Annotated in this window: 12 protein-coding genes and 1 pseudogene; 12 read left to right on the forward strand and 1 reads right to left on the reverse strand. The window is 35.6% G+C overall.

The window, feature by feature from the left end; translation table 11 throughout:
- Window positions 1-84: 84 nt before the first annotated feature.
- Entirely contained in the window at window positions 85-1,053 is a 969-nt protein-coding gene (locus JCM14209_RS04755; RefSeq protein ID WP_025022426.1) for an L-lactate dehydrogenase, read from the reverse strand.
- A 207-nt stretch (window positions 1,054-1,260) separates the two neighbouring features.
- On the opposite strand from JCM14209_RS04755, the gene pth reads away from it, so the two are divergent.
- The 12 genes and pseudogenes from pth (at window position 1,261) to lysS (ending at window position 16,069) form a co-directional block, all read left to right on the forward strand.
- Window positions 1,261-1,827: an aminoacyl-tRNA hydrolase gene (gene pth / locus JCM14209_RS04760; protein ID WP_025022427.1), complete on the forward strand. Its 567-nt coding sequence runs from the start codon at window positions 1,261-1,263 to the stop codon at window positions 1,825-1,827.
- An 11-nt stretch (window positions 1,828-1,838) separates the two neighbouring features.
- Window positions 1,839-5,357, forward strand: a complete 3,519-nt coding sequence (mfd, locus tag JCM14209_RS04765) for a transcription-repair coupling factor (RefSeq protein WP_025022428.1) — start codon at window positions 1,839-1,841, stop codon at window positions 5,355-5,357.
- Entirely contained in the window at window positions 5,338-6,909 is a 1,572-nt protein-coding gene (locus JCM14209_RS04770) for a putative polysaccharide biosynthesis protein (protein WP_338033788.1), read from the forward strand. Before mfd ends, JCM14209_RS04770 begins: the two co-directional genes overlap by 20 nt.
- 83 nt (window positions 6,910-6,992) lie before the next feature.
- The gene (locus JCM14209_RS04775) at window positions 6,993-7,262 is read left to right on the forward strand and encodes an RNA-binding S4 domain-containing protein (RefSeq protein WP_025022430.1); all 270 of its coding nucleotides are present in this window, start codon (window positions 6,993-6,995) and stop codon (window positions 7,260-7,262) included.
- Between the two features lie 67 nt (window positions 7,263-7,329).
- Window positions 7,330-7,752: an FtsB family cell division protein gene (locus tag JCM14209_RS04780; RefSeq protein ID WP_025022431.1), complete on the forward strand. Its 423-nt coding sequence runs from the start codon at window positions 7,330-7,332 to the stop codon at window positions 7,750-7,752.
- A gap of 88 nt (window positions 7,753-7,840) precedes the next feature.
- The gene (locus JCM14209_RS04785; RefSeq protein WP_025022432.1) at window positions 7,841-8,332 is read left to right on the forward strand and encodes a S1 domain-containing RNA-binding protein; all 492 of its coding nucleotides are present in this window, start codon (window positions 7,841-7,843) and stop codon (window positions 8,330-8,332) included.
- Window positions 8,333-8,394: 62 nt separating this feature from the next.
- The gene (gene tilS / locus JCM14209_RS04790; RefSeq protein ID WP_025022433.1) at window positions 8,395-9,744 is read left to right on the forward strand and encodes a tRNA lysidine(34) synthetase TilS; all 1,350 of its coding nucleotides are present in this window, start codon (window positions 8,395-8,397) and stop codon (window positions 9,742-9,744) included.
- A 16-nt stretch (window positions 9,745-9,760) separates the two neighbouring features.
- Complete coding sequence (gene hpt / locus JCM14209_RS04795) at window positions 9,761-10,306, forward strand: hypoxanthine phosphoribosyltransferase (protein WP_025022434.1); 546 nt, start codon at window positions 9,761-9,763, stop codon at window positions 10,304-10,306.
- A gap of 86 nt (window positions 10,307-10,392) precedes the next feature.
- Window positions 10,393-12,446: pseudogene (gene ftsH, locus JCM14209_RS09095) on the forward strand (ATP-dependent zinc metalloprotease FtsH).
- A gap of 146 nt (window positions 12,447-12,592) precedes the next feature.
- Window positions 12,593-13,480 carry an Hsp33 family molecular chaperone HslO gene (gene hslO / locus JCM14209_RS04805; RefSeq protein WP_025022435.1) on the forward strand — a complete coding sequence of 296 codons (888 nt, stop codon included), beginning with the start codon at window positions 12,593-12,595 and terminating at the stop codon, window positions 13,478-13,480.
- Between the two features lie 14 nt (window positions 13,481-13,494).
- Window positions 13,495-14,487 (forward strand): tRNA dihydrouridine synthase DusB, encoded by a 993-nt coding sequence (gene dusB / locus JCM14209_RS04810; RefSeq protein WP_025022436.1) that lies wholly within the window; start codon window positions 13,495-13,497, stop codon window positions 14,485-14,487.
- A gap of 85 nt (window positions 14,488-14,572) precedes the next feature.
- The gene (gene lysS, locus JCM14209_RS04815) at window positions 14,573-16,069 is read left to right on the forward strand and encodes a lysine--tRNA ligase (protein WP_025022437.1); all 1,497 of its coding nucleotides are present in this window, start codon (window positions 14,573-14,575) and stop codon (window positions 16,067-16,069) included.
- The last annotated feature ends 184 nt before the right edge of the window (window positions 16,070-16,253 follow it).

The following is a 16,253-nucleotide window of genomic DNA, read 5'->3' on the forward strand; positions in this document are numbered from 1 at the left end:
ACCATAAAAATTAGGCAAAGCTCAATAATGATGACAATAAAAAAAGGTCGGAATAAATCCGACCTCGTGAAAACAAAAGCTTAATTATTTGTCTTCTTCAAGAGCTTTTAAACCATCGTTTAAAACTTTCTTCAAAGTTTCTCCTGATTTAGTCATCTTAGCTTGTTCTTCTTCGTTTAAAGGAACTTCGATGATTTCCTTCAAACCTTCACCGTTAACAACACCTGGAGTACCGATGTAGATATCGTTTAAGCCATATTGACCTTCCATGTATGCTGAAACAGGTAATACAGTGTTTTCATCACGTAAGATAGCTTTTGAAATACGTGCAAGAGCTGCAGCAACACCGTAGAAAGTAGCACCTTTACGGTTGATGATTTCGTAAGCTTTGTGACGTACGTCATCTTCAATCTTGTCTAATTGTTCTTTAGTAACACCGTGTTCTTCAGCCCATGCTAAGAATGGACGACCACCGATTGTTGCTGCTGAGTAAGCTGCAAATTCTGAGTCACCGTGTTCACCTAAGATGTATGCGTGCATTGACTTAGGATCCTTGATACCTGTTAAGTCTGCTAAAGCAACACGTAAACGTGCAGTATCTAATGATGGACCTGAACCAATAACTTTGTGCTTAGGGAATCCTGAGAATTTCCATGTAGCGTAAGTTAAGATGTCAACTGGGTTAGCAGCAACTAAGAAGATACCGTCGAAACCTGAGTCAACAACTGGTTTTACGATTGTTGATAAGATACGTAAGTTCTTGTTAACAAGATCTAAACGAGTTTCACCTGGTTTTTGAGGTGCACCAGCAGTAATAACAACTAAATCTGCATCAGCGCAGTCTGAGTAGTCTGCAGCATAGATGTTCTTTGGTTGGTTAAAACCTGTTGCATCGATTAAGTCAAGGGCATCACCTTCAGTACGTTCTTTAACAACGTCCACGATACCAAATGATTCACCGATTCCTTGTAAAGCCATTGCGTATGCATAGCTTGAACCTACAGCGCCGTCACCGACTAAAATAACTTTTTGATGATTTTGTGTTTTTGACACAGTACTTCATCCTTTCATAAATAAGCTTTTTACGAATTTAGTATAACATGTTTTTGATAAAAAGGGGGCATTAAAAAATAATTTTTTCCTAAAATATGTTATACTGAGGCCAATAAGCGAAGGAAAACTGGGTAAACAATGCGATTATCCAGCCTTTTTTGCGTATTAAATTAATTTTGAAAAATTTTTGAAGGGACAAGAAAACTTATGAAAATGATTGTCGGTTTAGGAAATATTGGAAAAAAATATGAAGCAACAAGACATAATGTTGGTTTTATGGTCGTGGATGAATTTGCTAAGCAACATAATGCCACATTTGAAAACAAAGAAAAATTTAAAGGCTTCGTTGCCCAAACATTTATTGATGGGCAAAAAGTTTTAATCGTTAAGCCTACAACTTATATGAATGAATCAGGGCAATGTGTCCGTCCGTTAATGGACTATTTTGACATTGACGTTGAAGATATTATTGTTTGCTACGATGATATGGATCTTGCAGTTGGGAAATTACGTTTACGTCAAAAAGGTTCTGCTGGCGGTCACAATGGAATTAAATCATTAATCGCGCATGTAGGCACAGATAAGTTCAAGCGTGTACGTGTCGGAATCGATCATCCACAAAAAATGTCAGTGGTTGATTGGGTGCTTTCACCATTTAAAGCCGATCAAATTGCACCTTTAAACGAAGGAATTGATCAAGCCATTGGCGCATTAAATCATTGGATTGAAAATGATGATTTTATGAAGACAATGAATCAATTTAACAAAAAATAGAAGGAAAAAGTATGGAATTACAAAAGATTTTTTTAGAAGTTCCGGAAATTAAGGATTGGATTGGAAATTTAAATGAAAATGGCCGCCATTTAGTTTCAGGCTTAATGGGGTCAGCCAAAACAATGTTGTTAGCTTCAATTTTTAAAGAAAAACAAGCAACAATGGTATTGATCGAAGATGACTTATATAAAGCGCAAGCCCTTGTAAGTGATTTAAGTAATTTATTAGATGAAAATCAAGTATATTTGTTTCCTGTTGAAGACATGTTGTTAGCGCAAATGGCAACAAGTTCGCCTGAAAATCGGTCATTAAGAATTCAAGCAATGACGGCATTAAAAGAAGAAAAGCCGGTCATTATCGTGACAACAGTTGCGGCTATTCAACGTCCTTTACCACAAGTTGAATTTTGGCAAAAACATGTTCTTGAATTTGTTTTAGGTGATGAATTTGAGTTATCAGATTTAGAAAAAAGATTAACCGAAATGGGATATGAACGCCATAATTTAGTTGATGCGCCTGGAGATTTTGCGATTCGCGGATCAATTGTTGATATTTACCCACTTGACCAAGAAAATCCAGTGCGGATTGACTTTTTTGATGTGGAAGTTGATTCCATGAGAACTTTTGATTTAGCCAATCAAAGAAGTATTGAAAACATTGAACATTTACGATTAACTCCAGCAACAGACTTTATTGCATCAAAAGAACAGTTACAAGTTGCAAAAGCAAACCTCCAAAAACGTTATCAACAACAAATTAAAAAGTTATCTGCTGAACAACAAAAAAATTTAGAAAATCATGTTCAACCCATGTTGGCAGATTTAGAAGCCGGCTTTATCAAGTTGGATTATTTACCATATGCAACAGAAATTTTAGAAAAGCCCGCTACAATTTTAGATTATGTGCCGGAATCTGCTTTGATTATGTTCGATGATTATCCCAATTTATTAGAAAAACAACGCGAATTAACTGCGGCCAAAGAGCAATGGTTTGAAGAAAAAATTAGTAATAATTCATTATTAAATGACGTCGAGTTTTTACCAGAAATTAAAGATGTCGAAAAGAAAATCAAGCAATCGCGTGTCTTTTTAACACTTCTTCAAAAAGGGATGGGGAGATTAAAGTTTACTTCTTTAATTGATGTCAAGACGCGTTCAGTTCAAAAATTCTTTGGACAAATGCCACTTTTAAAAACGGAAATGAGCCGGTTTGAAAAGCAAGGACAAACAGTTGTTATCTTAGTGGGAGATAAAGAACGAATTAATAAAATCGAACAAACCTTGTTAGATTTTGATATGAATGTCATTTTAACAACCCAAAAAGATATCAAGCCTAAAGTCGCTCAATTAGTTGAAGGCTATCTGAACGAAGGCTTCGAATTTCCATTAGGGAATTTAATTTTCTTAACGGAAAATGAATTATTTGCGCATGCCAAAAGAAAACAACCCAAACGCATGACGATGAGTAATACGGAACGCTTGAAGAGTTATACCGATTTAAAAGAAGGCGATTATGTTGTTCATGAAAATCATGGGATTGGGCGTTACATGGGATTGCAAACACTTGAAGTTTCCGGCAAACACCGCGATTATCTAACTTTAATGTATCAAAACGATGCTAAAGTTTTTATCCCAGTTGATCAACTCGATAAGGTCCAAAAATATGTGGCTTCAGAATCAAAAACCCCAAGAATCAATAAATTAGGGGGGACGGAATGGAAGAAAACTAAGAGTCGCGTTGCAAGTAAGATTGAAGATATCGCCGATGAATTAGTAGAGCTTTATGCTAAAAGAGAAGCAGAAAAAGGCTTTGCTTTTTCAAAAGATGATGCTTATCAACGCGAATTCGAAGATGCCTTTCCATATACTGAAACTGATGATCAACTTCGCAGTACCGCAGAAATTAAAAAAGACATGGAAAAACCCAAGCCAATGGATCGTCTTTTGATTGGTGACGTTGGGTTTGGAAAGACTGAAGTGGCGCTAAGGGCGGCCTTTAAAGCAGTTCAAGATGGCAAACAAGTTGCATTTTTAGCACCAACCACTGTTTTAGCACAACAACATTACGATACAATGGCGCGCAGATTTGAAGATTTTCCCGTTGAAATTGGGATTCTTTCACGTTTCAATTCCGCAAAAGAAGTTAAACAAACGCTTGAACTTTTAAAAGACGGGAAACTTGATATTATTGTGGGAACGCACCGATTATTATCAAAAGATGTTAAATTCAATAATATTGGTTTATTGATTATTGATGAAGAACAACGCTTTGGTGTAAAACATAAAGAACGTTTGAAGGAATTAAAATCAAGCGTGGATGTCTTAACGTTAACCGCAACACCAATTCCTAGAACTTTAAACATGTCAATGTTAGGGGTACGTGATTTATCAGTAATTGAAACCGCACCACAAAACCGCTATCCGATTCAAACGTTTGTAATTGAGAAAAATTATGCGGTGATTGCAGATGCGATTAGACGGGAAATGAAACGAGATGGGCAGGTATTTTACTTGCATAATCGTGTAGATGATATCGAAAGTGTTGCGGCTGAATTAAATGATATGGTTCCAGAAGCTAGAATTGGATACATTCATGGGCGCATGACGGAATTACAACTAGAGCGGATCTTAATGGAATTTATCGAAGGACAATATGATGTTTTGGTTACCACAACAATCATAGAAACTGGGGTTGATATTCCAAATGTAAATACATTGTTCGTTGATAATGCCGATAGGATGGGACTTTCACAACTTTACCAATTAAGAGGGCGAGTTGGCCGTTCTAACCGCATCGCCTACGCTTATTTCATGTATCAACCAAACAAAGTTTTAACAGAAGTGGCCGAAAAACGCTTAGAAGCAATTAAAGATTTCACGGAATTGGGTTCTGGTTTTAAGATTGCCATGCGAGATTTAGCGATTCGTGGTGCGGGTAATTTACTTGGAAAGCAACAACATGGCTTTATTGATTCGGTTGGATATGACATGTATACCCAAATGCTGAACGATGCCGTTGCTAAAAAACGAGGCAAGAAAGTTCGCAAGAAGAGTAATGCTGAAATTATCCTTGATATCGAAGCTTATTTGCCAACAAGTTACATCGAAGATCCAAAGCAAAAAATTGAAATTTATAAGCGTTTACGCCAATTAGAAAATAAAGAACAATATATTGAAATTCAAGAAGATTTAATCGATCGTTTCGGAGATTATCCAGATGAAGTAGCTAATTTACTAGAAGTTAGCGTGGTTAAAATGCAAGCAGATTTAGCTTTAGTTGATAAGATAAAACAAACTAAAGATCAAATCTTAGTTACTTTATCAAAAGTTGCGAGCCAAAAATTATCAGCAAAACAGTTATTAAAAGCGACCGCAGCTAGCCAATATAATGCGACTGTGGGCGAAGAAAATGGGAGTTTTAAATTAAAATTGGTTATTCAACCTAAAATGGGGGATTCAGAGATCTTAATTGAATTACAAAAATTATTAGCGGTTTTAGCTGAGGAAATGGATGAAAATAATGAAAAATAACGCGTATAACATGATGCAAGGAGCAGTTGTTTTATCAGTGGCCGCTTTGGTTGCTAAAATTTTAAGCGCAACCTACCGGATTCCCTTAGAAAATTTAGTTGGTAATGAAGGTTTTTATGTTTATCAACAAATTTATCCGCTTTATGGTATTGGGATGACCTTTGCTTTGAGTGGTTTTCCCATTTTTATTTCTAAGATAATTGCTGAACAAGAATCTAAAGAACAAAAGTTAGCCATATCTAAACAACTTTTTTTAATATTGGCGTTTTTTTCAGTGCTAATTTTTGGAGGATTACAGTTATCAGCAAGTTTTCTAGCAACCTTAATGGGAGATAAACAATTAGATGCGCTAATAAAAAGTGTGGCATGGATGTTTTTATTGATGCCATTTTTATCTGTAAGTCGCGGTTATTACCAAGGCAATCTCCAAATGGTGCCTACCGCAATCTCACAAGTCCTTGAACAAATCGTCCGAGTGTTTGTCATTATTATGGTGGCGATAATGGCGGTCACATATCACTGGTCGGTTTATAAAATGGGAACGCTAGCGATGACGAGTTCTTTTTTAGGCGGATTAGCAGCAGTTATTTATCTAGGGAAATTTTTCATGCAGTTAAATAAGCCAAAAATTAAAAGTGTTGTTAAGTACCGCATTTTAATTCAGCGGCTTTTAACTGAAGGAATGATGCTTTGCTTTTTTGTTTCGTTAATGATTTTAATGCAGCTGATTGATTCGTTTACGATTAAAAATGGCCTGCAAAGTTATGGCTTATCTGAAACCGTCGCTAAGAATTTAAAAGGAACTTATGATCGTGCTCAACCGCTTGTCCAGTTAGGTTTAGTGATTGGAGTGAGTTTTGCTTCGTCACTATTGCCAAGTTTAACGCAGGCTTTGGAACAAAATAAGCAGCATGATTTTAAGCAAAAAGCGAAGATGGTAATGAAGGTAAGCTTAGGAATCGGAAGCGCGGCAACTATTGGAATGGTGGCTTTGATGCCGCAAATCAACCATTTATTGTTTGGAAGTCGAGCTTTGAGTGAGGTGATTGCAATTTATGTGTTAAGTGTGATTTTTATGACAATTATCAATACCTACAGCTCGATGTTACAAAGTTTAAAGGAATTTAAAGTTTTGTTGTGGGCCTTATTTATCGGTTTAGTAAGCAAATATTGCTTGAATGTAATCGGTTTGCATTTCTTGGGGATTATCGCCGCAAGTGAAGCGACCGTTTTGAGTTTATTTTTTGCAGTAATATATTTGATGAAGGCTAGTTCGATTGCAGTCAAAGATTTAATCGGTGAAGAGCGTTTTTTAAGTAAGTTAATCATCAGTTGTGGCTTAATGTTTGTGGTAACAAAAATGATGGCGAACATAATTGAAATGGTAATTAATCCAGGCCGCTTACAAAGCGGAGTAGTGTTATTGTTAGCTATTCCCATTGGGGCAGGGGTTTTTGTTTATATGGCTTTGAAATTAAAAATTTTTACGCCGCTAGAAATTTCTAACATGCCAGGAGGCAAAAAAATTCTAAAGATAGTCAATAATTTATAGAAAATATTAAGATTAAAGCTATTTTAAATCCGTCGTAAGCAAGGTATAATAATGAATAGATTAAATAGGGATGAGTGAATTAAATGAGATTAGATAAATATTTAAAAATTTCACGCATTATCAAACGTCGTAGTGTAGCCAAAGATATCTCTGATCAAGGTCGGATTTCAGTCAACGGTAAAGTTGCTAAATCAAGTACGAATGTTAGCATTGGCGACGAGTTGGTAATTAATTTTGGAAACAAGACCTTAACCGTTAAAGTCTTGGATATTAAAGATACAACGAAGAAAAATGAAGCCCAAGATTTATTTGAAGTGATTGCAGAAGAATACAAAGAAGATTTTGCAATCTAAAGTATCAAATCAATAAATTTTTGCTATAATTAAAACGTTTAACACACGTCGGAAAGGAGAACAATTGGTGAGGCCACAACGAGATAGTAAGATTAAGATTTTAGATAATGAATATTTCAGAAGTCAACAATCTAAGCAAAAAGAACTTAAAAATCAACAACGTGCTATCCAAAATTATCGTTTTGGACGGAAGGCATTACTTACGATTGTGGTGATTATAACCTTAGTTTCAATTTTAAAAATGGTTACTAATTATCGACAAACAGTTGTTTTGAAACGACAAATTGCTCAGCAAGAAAAACGTTTAGAAAATAAAAAAGATCGCCAAAAAGATTTAAAAGAGCAAGTTAAACAATTAAATAATCTGGATTATATTGAAAAGGTCATTCGTGATAAGTACTCTTATTCGAAAAAAGGTGAAATAATTTATAATTTACCGACCGATGCATTAAAAAAAGATAATCAAATTAGCACATATACTAATAATTAATTAAATAAAAATTATAAAGAATGGTATAAATATTAAGATGTGCGTGATATACTGAATGGTAGATGAATCAAGGAGGATATTACTTTTTATGTCTATTGAAGTAGGGGCAAAACTTCCCGGAAAGATTTCTGGAATTACAAATTTCGGAGCATTTGTTGACTTAGGAGATAAGCAAAATGGTTTAGTTCATATTAGTGAAGTTTCAAATGGCTTCGTTAAAGATATTAATGATGTTTTATCAGTGGGAGATGAAGTGCAAGTTAAAGTACTTTCAGTTGGTGACGATGGTAAGGTAGCTTTATCAATTAAGCAAGCTTCAGAAAAACCACAACGTCAAAGTCGTCCACGCAACCAAGATAACCAAGAAAATGGTCGTTTTAAAAAAGATGGTTTTAAAGGCGGTAATAAGGGGCACAACAAGTCGAATGGTGGCTCATTTAAACCTAAGCATGACGACAATAAGAAAAAAGATTTTGATTCTTTATTAGCAGGATTCTTGAAGGAAAGTGATGAACGCTTAACTTCCTTGAAACGTAATACAGAAGGAAAACGTGGCGGCCGCGGCGGACGCCGTAGTTAAAAAGATAACGAGACACTGTACTTGAAGTATGGCGTCTCGTTTTTTGTATCGAGGTACTAGTTATGGTCAAAAAGTTAGAATTAAAATTTAAGGCAGAATTAAAGAAGTTAGCGCTCCAACAAAAAAAACTAGTGATTGGGGTTTCAACTGGGGTTGATTCCATGGTTTTGTTAACGTTATTGGAGAAATTTCAAGCACAATATCAATATCAAATTATCGTTGCTTATATTGATCATCAATTGCGAAGCCAAAGTCAAAAAGAAACGGCCTTCATTAAAGCTTATTGCCAAAACCATAAGTTAACGCTAGAAACATTTACTTGGAATCAAGGCGACCATCCTAAAAATGGGATTGAAGCGGCCGCTAGAAAAGTTAGATATGATTTTTTTGCGCAAGTCTTAGACAAATACCATGCGCAATATCTTCTAACGGCCCATCATGGTGACGATCAAGTAGAAACTTTCTTAATGAAGCTAACGCGTGGCGGTGATATTAGCCAACTTGAAGCTTTGAAATTTCAAAGAGACTTTAAAAATAGCAAATTAATTCGTTTATTGCTGCCATTTTCTAAAACAGAAATCTATGATTACGCGCAAAAAAAGCAAATTAAATACTTTGAAGATGAGACAAATCAAACGGATGAATATTTTAGAAATCGCCTCCGCCATATGGTAATTCCGCAGTTAAAACAAGAACAAGAACAACTGCAAGAACATGTGCAACATTATATCGAACAAATTGATACGATGGTCTCAATTATTGATGAACAAGCTACTCAAAAAGTTGAGGACCTACAAATTAAGCCCCATCAATATCGCAAAGATGACTTTTTAAAATTAGATGAGCGGTGGCAAGATTTGGTGTTGCGGGCGATTTTCAAAAAAGAATCCCTTGAATTAAAGCAAAGTAAATTAACGCTTGTCAAAAAAGTATTACAAATGAAGCAAAAACCTCAAGGTGAAATTGATATTCAAAAAAATATTAAATTTTATCAAGAATATTCAGTTTTTGGTTTCACAAATACCACAAAAAAAGTTAATATAAAACAAGAGGTAATTTCACTTACCGTTGATAAATGGCAAAAAGTTGCGCACGGAAAAATTGGATATTTTTCAGATATCAAACATTTGCAACCTGATGATGAATATCTTGCGTTTGAAAAACCAGTGCAGTTAAAATTACGCCATCGAATGCCAGGTGATAAGATACGATTTTCATTTGGAACAAAGAAACTAAAAAAAATGTTGATTGATGAAAAAATTCCCCAAAATCTCCGAGAACAAAGTTGGGTTGTTGCCAATGAAAGTAACGAAATCCTGTGGGTCTTAGGAATAAAGAAGACAGATTTGTCACACTTTAATCTTAATGATAAAATGCAATACATACTCATTTATCGAAAAAATAAAAATTAAGAAAAGAGGTAAAAAAATGAATAACGATATCAAGTCAGTGCTTTATAGTGAAGAAGCAATTCGTGAAATGACAACAAAATTAGGTAAGCAAATTACTGAAGATTATAAGGATAAAAAGCCTTTGGTAGTCTGCATCTTAACGGGAGCAGTTTTATTTATGACTGATCTTGTAAGAGAAATTGATACATATTTAGAAATGGACTTTATGGACGTTTCAAGTTATGGTGATGGGACCGTTTCAACTGGAGACGTTAAAATCATCAAAGATTTAGACAAATCAGTTAAGGGCCGTGATGTTTTAATTGTTGAAGATATTATTGATACTGGTAAAACATTACAACGAATTACAGAAATCCTTTCAATGAGAGAAGCAAACTCAATTAAAGTATGTACTTTATTTGATAAGCCAGCTCGTCGTACAGAAGGTGATATTAAAGCTGATTACGTTGGTTTTGAAGTGCCAAATGAATTTATCGTTGGTTATGGTTTAGATTACGCTGGTGTCTATCGCAACTTGCCATACGTGGGAGTATTAAAACCAGAAGTTTACGAAAATAATTAAGATAGTCAATAATGGTCAAAATTAAGCTTTTGTGCTATTATTAGTACTTATATAGTCTTTATAAATAATGAACTGGGAGGTATCCTATGAAAAATAAAGGAAATGGGATTATTCGACAAAGTTTATTTTACATTGTTGTTTTCCTAGGAATTATGGGTATGTTGTATTATCTATTTGGTGATAAGCAAAGTACACAAACCCAACAAATTCAATCTAGTCAATTTGTGACTGAGTTGAAGAAAAATAATGTTAAAGACTTTACCATGCAACCTTCAGGAAGCACTTATAAAGTAACGGGGACATACCGTCATGCTAAGAAGATTAAAGCAGATAGTTCATTAGGTGCTTTAGCAGGGGGTACAGGTAAGGCGACAGCATTTACAACTAACGTCTTAACGAATGACGCAGCTGTTAAACAAATTCAAACTTATGCACAAAAAAATAATGTTAAAAATAATACTAAAGAAGAAGAATCAAGTAGTATTTGGATTCAATTATTATTGAATTTCTTACCATTAGTCTTTATTATTTTCTTCTTTTACATGATGATGGGACAAGCTGGTCAAGGAAACAAAGGCCCTCGTGGTTTATTTGGAAGCGCAAGTAGCAAAACTAAACCAGTTGATGGTTCTAAAAATAAAGTTCGTTTCTCTGATGTAGCTGGTGCCGAAGAAGAAAAACAAGAATTGGTTGAAGTTGTTGAATTCTTACGTAATCCACGTAAGTTCGCAGCATTAGGCGCACGTATTCCAGCTGGGGTCTTATTAGAAGGACCTCCAGGAACTGGTAAAACTTTACTTGCTAAGGCCGTTGCCGGTGAAGCAGGTGTACCTTTCTTCTCAATTTCAGGTTCAGATTTCGTTGAAATGTTCGTTGGGGTTGGGGCATCTCGTGTTCGTGAATTATTCGAAAACGCTAAGAAATCAGCCCATCAATTATCTTTATTGATGAAATTGATGCTGTGGGTCGTCGTCGTAGCAATAATGCTGGTGGCGGTGGGGGTCACGATGAACGTGAACAAACCCTTAACCAATTGTTAGTTGAAATGGATGGTTTCTCAGGTGATGAAGGAATCATCGTAATTGCAGCTACTAACCGTGCTGATGTGTTAGATCCTGCGCTTTTACGTCCAGGACGTTTTGACCGTAAGATTTTAGTTGGTCGTCCAGATGTTAAAGGCCGTGAAGCAATCTTGAAAGTTCACGCTAAAAACAAGCCACTTGCAGATGACGTTGATTTAAAACTTATTGCCAAGCAAACACCAGGCTTTGTTGGGGCTGACCTTGAAAACTTGCTTAACGAAGCTGCTTTATTAGCTGCTCGCCGTGACAAAAAGGAAATTGATTTTTCTGATGTTTATGAAGCTGAAGATCGTGTAATTGCTGGTCCAGCTAAACGCGATAAAGTTATGAGCAAGCATCAACGTGAAACGGTTGCTTACCACGAAGCCGGACACGCAATCATTGGTTTAGTCTTAAACGAAGCGCGTACAGTTCATAAGGTAACGATTGTTCCACGTGGACGTGCTGGCGGTTATGCAATTATGCTTCCTAAAGAAGATGAAATGATTGTTTCTAAGAAGAATTTCTTAGATCAAATTGCTGGTTTGATGGGTGGACGTGCCGCTGAAGAAATTATCTTTGACCAACAATCATCTGGCGCTTCAAATGACTTCCAACAAGCAACTCAAATTGCCCGTGCAATGGTTACTCAATACGGGATGAGTGACAAATTAGGTCAAGTACAATATGAAGGGGATGCAAGCATTATGCCAGGTCAATATGCTGGAAATGCTCCATACTCAGAAAAAACTGCTGATTTAATTGATGAAGAAGTTAAGCGCATTACTGGTGAAGCGATGAAACAAGCACATGAAATCATCGAAAGCCACCGTGAGCAACATGAAGCAATTGCCAAAGCCTTGCTTGAATTCGAAACACTTGATGAAAAACAAATTCTTAGCTTATTTAAGACTGGTAAGATGCCAGCAGCTAACGAAGATGAATTTCCTAGTGAAAAGGCAGCTACTTACGAAGAAACTAAGAAGGCTGCTGAGAAAAAAGAAGCGCAAAAGCAAGAAGAATTAGAAAATAATCAAGTTGTTACTTTTTATCCTAAAAAAGAAAACAATGAAGAATAATTAAGTTTTCAAAGAACCAGTCAAATGCTGGTTCTTTTTTTAGGTTTAAAAATGATTACTATATACATTTAAGTTGCAATTTGTTAGTATTTTTTATGTTATTTGTTATAAAATAGACGTATATATATATTTGAGGAGTTAGAAATATGGCTGATTATTTAGTAAAAAGTTTAGTTTACGGTGGTCAACTACGTGCATATGCCGTTGATGCGACAGAAACCGTAAAAAAAGCCCAAGAAATTCATGATACTTGGAGTGCGGCCTCTGCTGCATTTGGTCGTAGTTTAGTAGCAACGTTAATGATTGCTGCGGGTGAATTATCAGATGAAGAAAAAATGACAGTACGAATCAATGGTGATGGACCAATTGGCGGCATCGTGATTGATGGAAATGCGAAAGGGACAGTTAAAGGGTATGTCCAAAATCCGCATGTTCATTTGAAATTAAATGATAGTCACAAAATCGACGTTAAAGGTGCAGTTGGAACAAGTGGTTTTCTTTCAGTAACAAAAGATTTAGGCTTAAAGCAACCATTTACAGGGCAAGTGCCATTGGTTTCAGGTGAATTAGGAGAAGACTTCACTTACTACCTTGCCAAATCAGAACAAATTCCTTCTGCCGTTGGATTATCAGTTTTTGTTGAAGATGATAATTCAATTGGATCTGCTGGTGGATTCATTATTCAAGTTATGCCAGATGCAACCGAAGAAGTTTTAAATGATTTAGAAAAGAAATTAGCACAACTTCCAATGGTTTCAGAAATGATGCATGAACAAAACAAGAGTCCTGAAGAAATCCTATTTGAAATCTTCCCTAAAGAAGAAGTGAAGATTTTAGATAAGATGCCGGTTGCTTATGAATGTGATTGTTCAAAGGATCGTTTTGCAACTGCCTTAGCAAGTCTTCCTAAAGAAGATATTCAAGAAATGATTGATAAAGATCACGGAGCAGAAGCTGTATGTCATTTCTGCGGTTCAAAATATCAATTTAACGAAGAAGAATTAACAACAATTATGCAAGACGCAAGAAATTAATGGAGGAATAAAATATGGAATGGAAAATTGGAGATATTGTAATCCCCAATCAAGTTGTAGTAGCTCCGATGGCTGGGGTTACTAACGTTGCTTTCCGGATGATTGCACGTGAATTTGGCGCCGGAATGGTGGTCAACGAAATGATTTCTGACAAAGGAATCCAATTTAGAAACAAAAAAACATTAGGGATGCTTCTAGTGGATCCAAGCGAGCATCCAGCAAGTATCCAAATTTTTGGTGGGAGTAAAGAAACATTAGTTGAAGCTGCCCAATTCGTAGCGGAAAATACTCGCACTGATATTATTGATATTAATATGGGTTGTCCTGTTCCTAAAGTTACTAAAACAGATGCTGGGGCTAAGTGGTTATTAGATCCAGATAAGGTTTATGAAATGGTTAAAGCTGTAAGTACATCTGTTGATAAACCTGTAACTGTTAAGATGAGAACAGGATGGGATGAAGATCACATTTTAGCAGTGGAAAATGCTTTAGCAGCCCAAGAAGCAGGAGCAAGCGCATTAGCAATGCACGGACGTACTAGAAAACAACTTTATTCGGGTCATTCTGACTGGGATTTATTGAAAAAAGTTGCAAGTAACTTAACTGAAATTCCATTTATTGGAAATGGGGATGTTAGAACTCCGCAAGATGCTAAGTACATGTTAGATGAAGTTGGTGCTGATGCTGTCATGGTTGGACGGGCAGCTTTAGGTAATCCATGGATTGTTAAACAAATCAACACATATCTTGAAACAGGGGAATTAATTGAAGAACCATCGCCTGAAGAAAAGATTAAAGTGGCTAAGGAACACCTAGGTCGTTTAGTAAACTTAAAAGGTGAAAAAATGGGACCAAGAGAATTCCGTTCACAAGCTGCATACTATCTAAAAGGAATTTCACGTTCAGCTCGCGTGAAAGCAGCTTTAAATGAAGCTGATACACAAGAAGAAATGATTAAGATTTTTGATGCATTTCTTGCTGATATCAAAGAACGTGAAGGCAAATAGGATGAAATAAATCTAAGAGTCCTAGAGATTTATATGCTATAATGTATTATTGGATATTAATATTATTGGAAAGAGAGGATTATTAATGGCTAATCAACAATCAATGAACGATCAATTAAAAGTTCGTCGCCAAAAATTGCAAGAATTACGTGATGAAGGTATTGATCCTTTTGGACACCGTTTTGAACGAAATTATTTGAACCAAGAACTTCATGAACAATTTGGAGAAAAAACAAAAGAAGAATTAATTGAATTAGATGTTAAGGCTACAATTGCAGGTCGTATGGTTGCAAAACGTGGTAAAGGGAAAGTAGGTTTTGCTGACTTGCAAGACCGTACAGGAAGAATGCAACTTTATATTCGTAAAGATGAAGTGGGCGAAGAAATGTACCACATCTTCAAGCGCTCTGATTTAGGTGATCACTTAGGTATCGAAGGTGAATTATTCAAATCAGATATGGGTGAACTTACAATTAAGGTTACTAAATTAACATTCTTATCAAAGGCTTTACGTCCATTACCAGATAAGTTCCACGGTTTGACAAACGTTGAACAAATTTACCGTCAACGTTACTTAGACTTGATTACAAACAAAGAAAGTTACGCTCGTTTCCAAAACCGTAGTAAGATTATTTCTGCTGTGCGTAATTATTTAGATACAAATGGCTTCTTAGAAGTCGAAACACCAGTATTACACAACCAAGCTGGTGGTGCTGCTGCACGTCCATTTATCACACACCACAATGCATTAGATATTGACCAATATCTTCGTATTGCGCTTGAATTACACTTGAAGCGTTTAATTGTTGGTGGAATGGAACGAGTTTATGAAATCGGTCGTGTATTCCGTAATGAAGGGATTGACACTCGTCATAACCCAGAATTTACTATGTTAGAATCATACGCAGCATATTTTGATTTTAAAGATGTTATGGATGAAACAGAAGGTATTTTCAAGGCTGCAGTTGCCGTTGTTTCAGATGACGGTAAAGTGACATACCAAAATCAAGAAATTGACTTTAACAAACCATTTAAACGTGTACACATGGTTGACATGATTAAAGAAGTTACAGGTGTAGATTTCTGGAAAGAAATGACAATCCAAGAAGCACGTGCATTGGCTGACGAACACAAAGTTCACTATGAAGAATACTGGAAGGTTGGACACATTATTAATGCGTTCTTCGAAGAATTCTGCGAAGATAAGATTATTGATCCAACATTTATTTATGGTCACCCAGTAGAAATTTCACCGTTAGCTAAGAAGAATGCAGATGACCCTCGCTTTACAGATCGTTTTGAAATGTTTATCTTAGGTCGTGAATATGCAAACGCCTTTACAGAATTAAACGATCCAATTGATCAACGTGAACGTTTTGAAGCTCAAGTTGCTGAACGCCAAGCAGGTAACGATGAAGCTGAAGGAATCGATGAAGATTACATTGAAGCAATGGAATACGGGATGCCTCCAACAGGTGGTTTAGGTATCGGAATTGATCGTTTAGTTATGTTATTAACAGATGCACCATCAATTCGTGATGTCTTATTATTCCCAACATTAAGACCAGACGATAATAAATAAGAAATTAAGACAGAAGTAATTATGCTTCTGTCTTTTTTTTGTATACAAAAAAGAAGCTTAAAAACTAAGAAATAAAAAAATAAAAAAAATAAAAATTTTTTGTTGACGAAATAAAAAAACTCGTGTATATTATTTAAATGTTGCTGCTAGTCAGACAATTAAGTATTTAAAATTTGAAAATAAC

The sequence above is a fragment of the Ligilactobacillus hayakitensis DSM 18933 = JCM 14209 genome, from assembly GCF_000615845.1.
GTDB lineage: Bacteria > Bacillota > Bacilli > Lactobacillales > Lactobacillaceae > Ligilactobacillus > Ligilactobacillus hayakitensis.

Bases quoted from the DNA above. Each gene is read 5' to 3' on its own strand.
- mfd (WP_025022428.1), top strand. From the start codon at position 1,839: ATGGAATTACAAAAGATTTTTTTAGAAGTTCCGGAAATTAAGGATTGG.
- hpt (WP_025022434.1), top strand. From the start codon at position 9,761: ATGAATAACGATATCAAGTCAGTGCTTTATAGTGAAGAAGCAATTCGT.
- pth (WP_025022427.1), top strand. From the start codon at position 1,261: ATGAAAATGATTGTCGGTTTAGGAAATATTGGAAAAAAATATGAAGCA.
- hslO (WP_025022435.1), top strand. From the start codon at position 12,593: ATGGCTGATTATTTAGTAAAAAGTTTAGTTTACGGTGGTCAACTACGT.
- JCM14209_RS04785 (WP_025022432.1), top strand. From the start codon at position 7,841: ATGTCTATTGAAGTAGGGGCAAAACTTCCCGGAAAGATTTCTGGAATT.
- lysS (WP_025022437.1), top strand. From the start codon at position 14,573: ATGGCTAATCAACAATCAATGAACGATCAATTAAAAGTTCGTCGCCAA.
- tilS (WP_025022433.1), top strand. From the start codon at position 8,395: ATGGTCAAAAAGTTAGAATTAAAATTTAAGGCAGAATTAAAGAAGTTA.
- JCM14209_RS04775 (WP_025022430.1), top strand. From the start codon at position 6,993: ATGAGATTAGATAAATATTTAAAAATTTCACGCATTATCAAACGTCGT.
- JCM14209_RS04770 (WP_338033788.1), top strand. From the start codon at position 5,338: ATGAAAATAATGAAAAATAACGCGTATAACATGATGCAAGGAGCAGTT.
- dusB (WP_025022436.1), top strand. From the start codon at position 13,495: ATGGAATGGAAAATTGGAGATATTGTAATCCCCAATCAAGTTGTAGTA.